Annotated in this window: 8 protein-coding genes; 1 reads left to right on the top strand and 7 read right to left on the bottom strand. The window is 61.9% G+C overall.

All coding sequences use genetic code 11. From position 1 onward, the window contains the following. Positions 1 to 57: 57 nt before the first annotated feature. The 7 genes from ACW9JE_RS26725 to ACW9JE_RS26695 all read right to left on the bottom strand — a co-directional run bounded on the left by ACW9JE_RS26725 (position 58) and on the right by ACW9JE_RS26695 (position 5,802). Positions 58 to 1,047, bottom strand: a complete 990-nt coding sequence (locus ACW9JE_RS26725; RefSeq protein WP_457434460.1) for a FecR family protein — start codon at positions 1,045 to 1,047, stop codon at positions 58 to 60. Beyond that, the gene (locus ACW9JE_RS26720) at positions 1,044 to 1,625 is read right to left on the bottom strand and encodes an RNA polymerase sigma factor (RefSeq protein ID WP_457434459.1); all 582 of its coding nucleotides are present in this window, start codon (positions 1,623 to 1,625) and stop codon (positions 1,044 to 1,046) included. The genes ACW9JE_RS26725 and ACW9JE_RS26720 overlap by 4 nt, the downstream gene beginning before the upstream one ends. 4 nt (positions 1,626 to 1,629) lie before the next feature. After that, on the bottom strand, positions 1,630 to 1,956 hold the full coding sequence (locus ACW9JE_RS26715) for a DUF3325 domain-containing protein (protein WP_457434458.1): 327 nt from the start codon (positions 1,954 to 1,956) through the stop codon (positions 1,630 to 1,632). Next, a complete protein-coding gene (locus ACW9JE_RS26710) occupies positions 1,957 to 3,537 on the bottom strand; it encodes a PepSY-associated TM helix domain-containing protein (protein WP_457434457.1) in 1,581 nt (526 codons plus the stop codon). After that, positions 3,534 to 3,839 (bottom strand): DUF3649 domain-containing protein, encoded by a 306-nt coding sequence (locus ACW9JE_RS26705; protein ID WP_224541111.1) that lies wholly within the window; start codon positions 3,837 to 3,839, stop codon positions 3,534 to 3,536. The genes ACW9JE_RS26710 and ACW9JE_RS26705 overlap by 4 nt, the downstream gene beginning before the upstream one ends. 391 nt (positions 3,840 to 4,230) lie before the next feature. After that, a complete protein-coding gene (locus ACW9JE_RS26700) occupies positions 4,231 to 4,641 on the bottom strand; it encodes an HPF/RaiA family ribosome-associated protein (RefSeq protein WP_224541113.1) in 411 nt (136 codons plus the stop codon). A gap of 213 nt (positions 4,642 to 4,854) precedes the next feature. Further along, entirely contained in the window at positions 4,855 to 5,802 is a 948-nt protein-coding gene (locus ACW9JE_RS26695; RefSeq protein ID WP_224541116.1) for a LysR substrate-binding domain-containing protein, read from the bottom strand. A gap of 135 nt (positions 5,803 to 5,937) precedes the next feature. Here ACW9JE_RS26695 and ACW9JE_RS26690 point away from each other — a divergent pair, with 135 nt between their 5' ends. Further along, entirely contained in the window at positions 5,938 to 7,314 is a 1,377-nt protein-coding gene (locus tag ACW9JE_RS26690) for an L-serine ammonia-lyase (RefSeq protein WP_457434456.1), read from the top strand. Positions 7,315 to 7,432 lie beyond the last annotated feature (118 nt).

Raw genomic sequence — 7,432 nt, 5'->3', positions numbered from 1 at the left:
TACGGGGTTGTGACGATCCTGTAGGAGCGAGGCTTGCCCGCGAAGACGCCATCCGCCTCACCGCAAAATAATCAGATGCCCCAACACCTGATGCTGCTCAAACCCCATCACCCCCTGCAACGAACTCAACACCGCCTGCGGATTCCGGCTCGCAAAGCTGCCACTGACCCGCCGCCTGCCCAACTCATCGCTGAGCAACACAATCCGCCCGGGGTAATAACGCCGCAGATCCTGCACCACATCGGCCAACGGCGCCTTGTAGTAATTGAGCCAGCCCTGACGCCACGCCAGTTGCGCCTCACTGTCCACCGTGTGCAACGGTTGCGCCACACCCTCGCCATAGGCCACCTGCTGGCCGGCAGTAAGAATTTGCTGCGGAGCATCGTTATCGGCAGTCACGCCCACCCGGCCAGACAACACCGTTACCTGCGCGCCATGGGGTTGCAGGCGCACTTCGAACTGCGTGCCCAGCACCCGCGCCTGACCTTTTTCCGCATCGACCACAAACGGCTCGCCAGTGTGGGTCACGCTGAAGAAACCCGCGCCACGCCGCACCTGAACATGCCGCTCGCCGCCGCTGAAATCCACGGCGATGGCGCTGTCGGCGTCGAGGGTGACTTGCGACTGATCGGCCAGGGTCACGGTGCGGACTTCCCCCGGTGCCGAAACATAATCGGCGCCCAGATCGTCCAGCCAGCGCAGCGGCTGCCAACCGGTACCGAGGCTGACCATCAGCAGCAGACACGCCGCCATCGCCAACGCACCGGACCAGCGCCGCACGCTGGAACGCCGCGAACCGTTCATGGCATTGAGGTAACGCTGCAAGGCCAGGGCATCTTCATCGGCCAACGTACGCGCCGGCCCCTCGCTCAATTCCCACAGCACCTGCGCACGGGCATAGGCTTCGCCGTGGGCCGGGTCAGCCTGCAGCCATTGACTGAAGGTGGCCTGATCACCGCTGGTTGGCTGGTCATGCAACAGGCTCAGCCAGGCTAGCGCCTGCTGCTCCTGATCGGGCGTCGGAGTGACGCGTTCGAGGTTGTTCACGGTGCTTTCCCTGGCGTGCGCGGTGACGGTTCCCGAAGGCTGGCCTTGCAGGCTTCGAGCGCGCGCATCATATGTTTTTCCACGGCACTTTGGGACAGGCCCATGGCCTTGGCGATCTCGGCGTATTTGCGGCCATGGATGCGATTGAGCAGGAAGATCTGCCGCGTGCGCTCGGGCAAGGCGCGCAACGCCGCCTCGACATGGCGCAAATCGTTGCCGGCCTCCAGCGCCGCCTGCGGTTCACTGCCCACGCCGTCCGATGGCTCCACCATCAAGCCTTCGCTGGCCCGAGCCCGCGAACCTTCGCTGCGCAAATGATCGATGGCGATGTTGCCGGCGCAACGCAGCAGGTAGGTGCTCAGTTCCTCGACCTGCACCAAGGGCCGCCGCCAGAAACGCAGGAACAGGTCCTGCACCAGATCCGCAGCGGTGGCACGGCAACCGACGCGGCGATTCACCAGCGCTTCCATCTGCGACTGTTGCGAGAGAAATACCTGAAGAAAATGCGCACGGTCGCCACGCGGTTCGTCGTGCTCGCCGGGCTCCAGGTCGCAGGGTTCGGGCGGAAACTTGATCATCGATTCAATGGATCGCGAACGCGGCAATCGGGCTGAGCAGCAGGCCGAGCGCAGCTAGCGATAAAGCAAGGCGCGGGCGATACGGCATCAGCAATACCAGCAACAAGGCGCTGAGCATCAACACCGCGAACCATTCCACCAGTCCGAATTCCCAACCGGTGGTCGACACCGTCGCCCACAGCGACACACCCAGCAACGACCATCCCGCGACCTTCATCCACCGACGCAGCGCCAGCGATGACTTGCGCCCGAGCAACTCGACATGGTGCCGATCCATGGACAGACACAGCGCGGTGAATCCGCCGTAACAAAGCAAGCTGGCCAGCAACATTCAGTTGGCCTCCTGCTCGAGGTTGATCGTTTGTGTGCTTTGCCGTCCGGCCTTTTCAGCCTGCCCGGCGCGGCGCATTTTCCACGCTGCCCAACCGAGGAACAGTCCACTGCCCAGACATGCGAGATCGAAACCGGCCATGATCCAGTCGCCCGTCACGAACGCGTTGCCCAGGTGATACGGCGTGGTCAGGGCATTGAGCAGCGGCACCGCGCCAAACAGCAGCGCCGCCAGCGTCAACTGCTCGACCCAGGCCGCACGTCCCCGGCGCAACATGGCATGCAACAAACTCAGGCCCCAGGCGATGAAGAAGCCGTTGACTTCCCACTCCGCTCGCCCGGCCATGTCCACCGGCAACAGCCGATTGGCCCAGAAGAACACCGCGACCGCGATGACCAGCCCCGACATGCTGGCGATGTTCAGCACTTCCACCAGCCGCAATTCGAAGGGCATCACGCCGCTTTTTACATGCTTGAGTTGACGCTTGCCGAGCCAGATCACCAGCCCGGTGCCGATCATCGCCGTGCTCGCCAGGCCGCAGATAAAGTACAGCCAGCGCAACAGCGGGCCGGCGAAATGGCCCATGTGCAATCCGTAGAAACCGCCGGCGATCGCCCGTGGCAGCCCCGGCTCCAGGGCCGCAGCCAGCAATTCTCCGGTGGCGCCGTTGAAAGTCACAGCGCTGCCGAAATCGTGGACCACGCGGTCCGCGCCATCCCTCGCCAGCACCACCGAGGCGTTCGCATCACCGGGGTTGTTCACCGTCACCCGCACGGCGCTACCGCCGGACCACTGCTCCCGGGCCTTCTCCTGCATTGTCGCCAAGGGCAACAGAGGCGCCGGATTGCCGGAGGCTTTTGCGTTGTTGGACGCAGGAAACAGCTCGCTGTAGAAGGCCTGCACATCGCCTTTATAGGCGGCGACGATACTCGCCGGCATCACCATGGCCATGAAGATCACCAGGCTGCTGTAGGTGATCATCAGGTGAAACGGCAACACCAGCACGCCCACCGCGTTGTGCCCGTCCAGCCACGAACGCTGACCCTTGCGCGGGCGGAAGGTGAAGAAGTCCTTGAAGATTTTCTTGTGGGTGATGATCCCGCTGATCAGCGCGACGAACATCACCATCGCCGCGATGGTCGACAGCCAGCGGCCCCAGGGATAAGGCATTTGCAGTTGAAAGTGGAAGCGATAGAAAAATTCGCCACCCGAGGTCTCGCGGCCCTGCACCTCGGCACCGGTTTGCGGGTCTAGGCGCTTCTCTGTGAACTGGGCGCGCTCGCCGGGCTTGGCCGGTGCCGGCTGCCAGCGGACCGTCAGGCCTGGCTCACGAACGCCGGGCAGATCGATGATCCAGCGCGAGGCGTTGGCGGCGTGTTGTTCGAGATACTCCTGGGCCAGGGTCAGGCTGGCTTCGCTGGACACCGAACGCACAGGGATTTCCGGCTGCATCCAGTGAGTGGTCTCGTCCTTGAAATAGGCGAGCGTGCCGGTCAGGAAAATCGCGAACAACAGCCAGCCGAACGTCAAACCGGCCCAGGTGTGCAACCAGGCCATGGCCTGACGGAATCCCTCTTTCATGGCCGGCCCATCCAGTAAGTCAGGCCGGCTGCCGCCGCGAGAATCAGCGCTGGCACCATCAAGCCGAACCAGGCACGCCACGCCGTGCGACAGGCGAAACACCAGATCACCGCCAGCAGATAGACCAGGAACGAACTCATCATCCCGGTCACCACCGCTTCGGCCCGTGCCATGGGCACCCACAGCGTCAGGCAGACACTCGATAGCGCCGTGATCACATAACCACCGAGCACGGCAGCCAGCACCCGCGAGAAAACCGCCAGTCGATAGGAAACGGGGAGCGTGTTGCGTTTGGCTTTCATGTCGCGACCTGAGTGAGCCGCCGTGAATGTCACAGTGGCCGGAGGGGCGCAATATTAATGATAAATATTCTCATACGCAAAGCCTGCGTCCTGTAGAAGCGAGCTTGCTCGCGATGGAGGCAAGACATGCGCGGGGTGTCAGTCAGCCAGCGTCATCGTTGGCGACCATTCGCGGGCAAGCCACGCTCCCACAGTGTCCGGTGGTGTTGGCCGATTCAGCGATCGGCACAAAACCCTGTGGGAGCGGGCTTGCCCGCGAAGAGGCCGGCACATCCAGCATCGATGTCGACTGCCCCGATGCTTTCGCGGGCAGACTCGCTGCAACAGTTTTGCGCAAAACAAAACGGGCCTGCAATGCAGGCCCGTTTTCATGGGGAGGTTAAATCAGGCTTCAGCCGTTTTGGGCGGCCTGTTCGTTTTCAAGAAATTCTTCTTCCAGCAGTTTGTCTGCATGTGGACGGCGCTCGAAGGGCACTACGGCGGCGCGTGGTTTGCCGCGCAGTTTGCCGAACAGGTGTTCCAGTGCGTGTTCGAGTTTCTCGGCAGCTCCGTCGATGGCCAGTTCCAGATTGGCGGCTTTGTGGGTGACGGAAATCGGTTGATGGCCTTTTGGCCGCGCTTCCAGTTGGCAGCGTAGATCGTGAAGACCGGGCTTGTCGCCGTTCTCATCCCGCAGGTGAACTTCGACCCGGGTCAAATCCTCCTCATAACGTTCGAGCGTGCTCTCAATGGTTGTACGTACCCACTCCTCCAGTCGAATGCTGCTTTGAATATGGTTATCGCTATTGACTTGGATTTGCATAGTTCATCCCTTATTTCAGCTAGCTCGCGAGAGGCCGGTCAGTCGAGCCCTGGGGCGTCCTCACCGTGACCTCTTACAGACACAATCGGTCTGTACGCTGAACAATTCAACCCCTGAAAAAAGATAAATTTGTAAACACAAATAAAACCGGACAACCGTTCAAAGCGCTGGTAAGGTCGGGAATTCACTCGCCCCGGCCTTGGTCGAAAATCCTTACATTTGCCCCTCGCCCAGCGGGTGCAAAGCACGAAAAATCCCCGCCTCCTCCACCAGCCAGTCATGCACCGCGCGCACGCCCGGATGGCTCAGCGCACCCGGCGCGTAGAGCAGCATGTAGCGCTTGTGATTGGGCACCGCCAGGCCAAACGGCACGATCAGCGCACCGCGCTCCAGCTCATCGTTCAACAGGGTTCGTCGGGCGATGGCCACGCCCATGCCGGCGATGGCGGCTTCGATGGTCAGGTGGTTGCGATTGAAGGTGTGCCCGCGCCGCACATCGGCTCCCTGGAAGCCGATGGCATTGAGATAGAACTCCCATTCCGCGTATTCGTAACTGCCGCGCCAGGCGGTGATGTCGTGCAGCAACGGAAAGTGCATCAGGTCCGCCGGGCCGTGCAGCGGCGGTCTCCCGCGCAGCAAACCCGGTGCGCAGACGGGAAAGATCTGTTCATCGAGCAAGGCTGTGGATAACAGCCCTGGGTAGCTGCCGTCGTTGAGGTCGATGGCCAGGTCGAAATCGCCCTCATGCAAAGGCACGCTGCTGTCCTCGGCCACCAGACGCAGCTGGATGTCGGGAAAACGCTGCTGCAGACGCGGCAGGCGCGGGGTTAGCCATTTGCTCAGGAACGATGGAATCGAACGCACACGCAGAGTGCCGCTGATCATTCCGGCATCCAGCCGACGCAATTCCGCATCGATGCTGCCATAGGCCTCGTTGACGGTGATGGCCAAGCGCTGGCCTTCAGCACTGAGTTCCACCCCGCGCGCTCGACGATGGAACAGGCGAAAACCCAGGCGCTCTTCCAGCTGACGAATCTGCTGGCTGACCGCGCCCGGGGTGATGTGCAGCTCTTCGGCGCAGCGGGTGAACGACAAGTGCCGGGCGGCGCAGGAAAACACCTGAAGCCACACATAGGTCTGGGCATGTAATTGACGGCTCATCGTTTAGTCCTGCTAAAGGCTCTCTTAGGAAGTTTCGTTGGTCACAGGGGACCGTGCTTGGCAGTATCGCTGAAAGTGCGCTTGTCCTACAGAAATGGCAGCGATTCATCTTCCATTTGCGGAATAGGCTTTAGCATGGCTATCAGTGTTTTCGATCTCTTCAAAGTCGGCATCGGCCCGTCCAGCTCCCATACCGTTGGTCCCATGCGTGCAGCGGCGACCTTCGCCCAGGCGCTGGTGGATCAAGGATTTTTGTCTGACGTGCGACGGGTAGAAATCCGGCTTTACGGTTCCCTGTCGGCCACCGGCGTCGGTCACGCCACCGACCGCGCCTGCGTCATGGGCCTGATGGGCGAATGGCCCGACCGCATCGATCCGACCACCATCGACAGCCGCATCCACACCTTGCGCGAAACCGCCCAACTGTCCCTGGCCGGTCAGGCGACCATCGCCTTCGACTGGTCCCGGGATCTGCTGTTGCTCGACGAGAGCCTGCCCTACCACCCCAATGCCATGTCCCTGACTGCGTTCGGCGACACCGGCGAGCTGTTCGAACAAACCTACTATTCGATCGGCGGCGGTTTTATCGTCGAGGCGGCGGAGGCCGAGTCCGGTGTTGCACCGGCCAGCGACGTGGTGTTGCCTTACGATTTTTCCAGCGCTGTCGAGTTGCTTGAGCTGTGTAACAAGCACGGCCTGCGCGTTTCCGAATTGATGATGGCCAACGAACGAGCCTGGCGCAGTGACGACGAAATCCGTCAGGGCCTGTTGCATATCTGGTCAGTGATGCGCGAGTGCGTCGAGCAAGGTTTGCGTCACGAAGGCATCCTGCCCGGCGGCCTGAATGTTCCGCGACGGGCGGCGAAGTTGCACCGCAATCTGCTGGAAATCGGCAAGCCGAATGTCATTACCTCGACCTTGTCGGCCATGGAGTGGGTCAACCTCTATGCCCTGGCGGTGAACGAGGAAAACGCTGCCGGCGGACGCATGGTCACCGCGCCGACCAACGGCGCAGCGGGGATCATTCCGGCGGTCCTGCACTACTACATGAAATTCAATCCGGATGCGTCGGACGATGATGTGGTGGCCTTTTTCCTGGGCGCGACCGCCGTGGGCATCCTCTGCAAGAAGAACGCTTCGATCTCCGGCGCCGAGGTCGGTTGTCAGGGCGAAGTCGGTTCGGCCTGCGCGATGGCCGCCGCCGGTCTGGCCGATGTGCTGGGCGCCACGCCGGAGCAACTGGAGAACGCCGCGGAAATCGGCCTGGAACACAACCTCGGCCTGACCTGCGACCCGGTGGGCGGCCTGGTGCAGGTGCCGTGCATCGAGCGCAACGCGATTGCCGCGGTGAAGGCGATCAACGCCACGCAAATGGCCCTGCGCGGCGACGGCAAACACTTCATCTCCCTGGACCGGGTGATCCGCACCATGCGCGATACGGGTGCGGACATGCACGACAAGTACAAGGAAACGTCCCGTGGTGGTTTGGCGGTGAATTGGGTGGAGTGTTGATCGCTTAAGAGGCACAGCAAAATTTTTATGCCCTGAATTGAACCCATACCTGTGGCGAGGGGGCTTGCCCCCGTTGGGTCGCGAAGCGGCCACAAAAGATGGGACCGCTGCGCAGTCC

The sequence above is a fragment of the Pseudomonas sp. SDO55104_S430 genome (assembly GCF_054070595.1).
The sequence above is the reverse complement of the archived record's forward strand: the minus strand, read 5'-3'. Positions and strand labels throughout refer to the sequence as shown.

What these genes read in the sequence shown, in the direction of transcription:
- ACW9JE_RS26695 (WP_224541116.1), bottom strand. Translation starts at nt 5,802, where the DNA reads ATGAGCCGTCAATTACATGCCCAGACCTATGTGTGGCTTCAGGTGTTT.
- ACW9JE_RS26710 (WP_457434457.1), bottom strand. Translation starts at nt 3,537, where the DNA reads ATGAAAGAGGGATTCCGTCAGGCCATGGCCTGGTTGCACACCTGGGCC.
- ACW9JE_RS26720 (WP_457434459.1), bottom strand. Translation starts at nt 1,625, where the DNA reads ATGATCAAGTTTCCGCCCGAACCCTGCGACCTGGAGCCCGGCGAGCAC.
- ACW9JE_RS26700 (WP_224541113.1), bottom strand. Translation starts at nt 4,641, where the DNA reads ATGCAAATCCAAGTCAATAGCGATAACCATATTCAAAGCAGCATTCGA.
- ACW9JE_RS26690 (WP_457434456.1), top strand. Translation starts at nt 5,938, where the DNA reads ATGGCTATCAGTGTTTTCGATCTCTTCAAAGTCGGCATCGGCCCGTCC.
- ACW9JE_RS26705 (WP_224541111.1), bottom strand. Translation starts at nt 3,839, where the DNA reads ATGAAAGCCAAACGCAACACGCTCCCCGTTTCCTATCGACTGGCGGTT.
- ACW9JE_RS26715 (WP_457434458.1), bottom strand. Translation starts at nt 1,956, where the DNA reads ATGTTGCTGGCCAGCTTGCTTTGTTACGGCGGATTCACCGCGCTGTGT.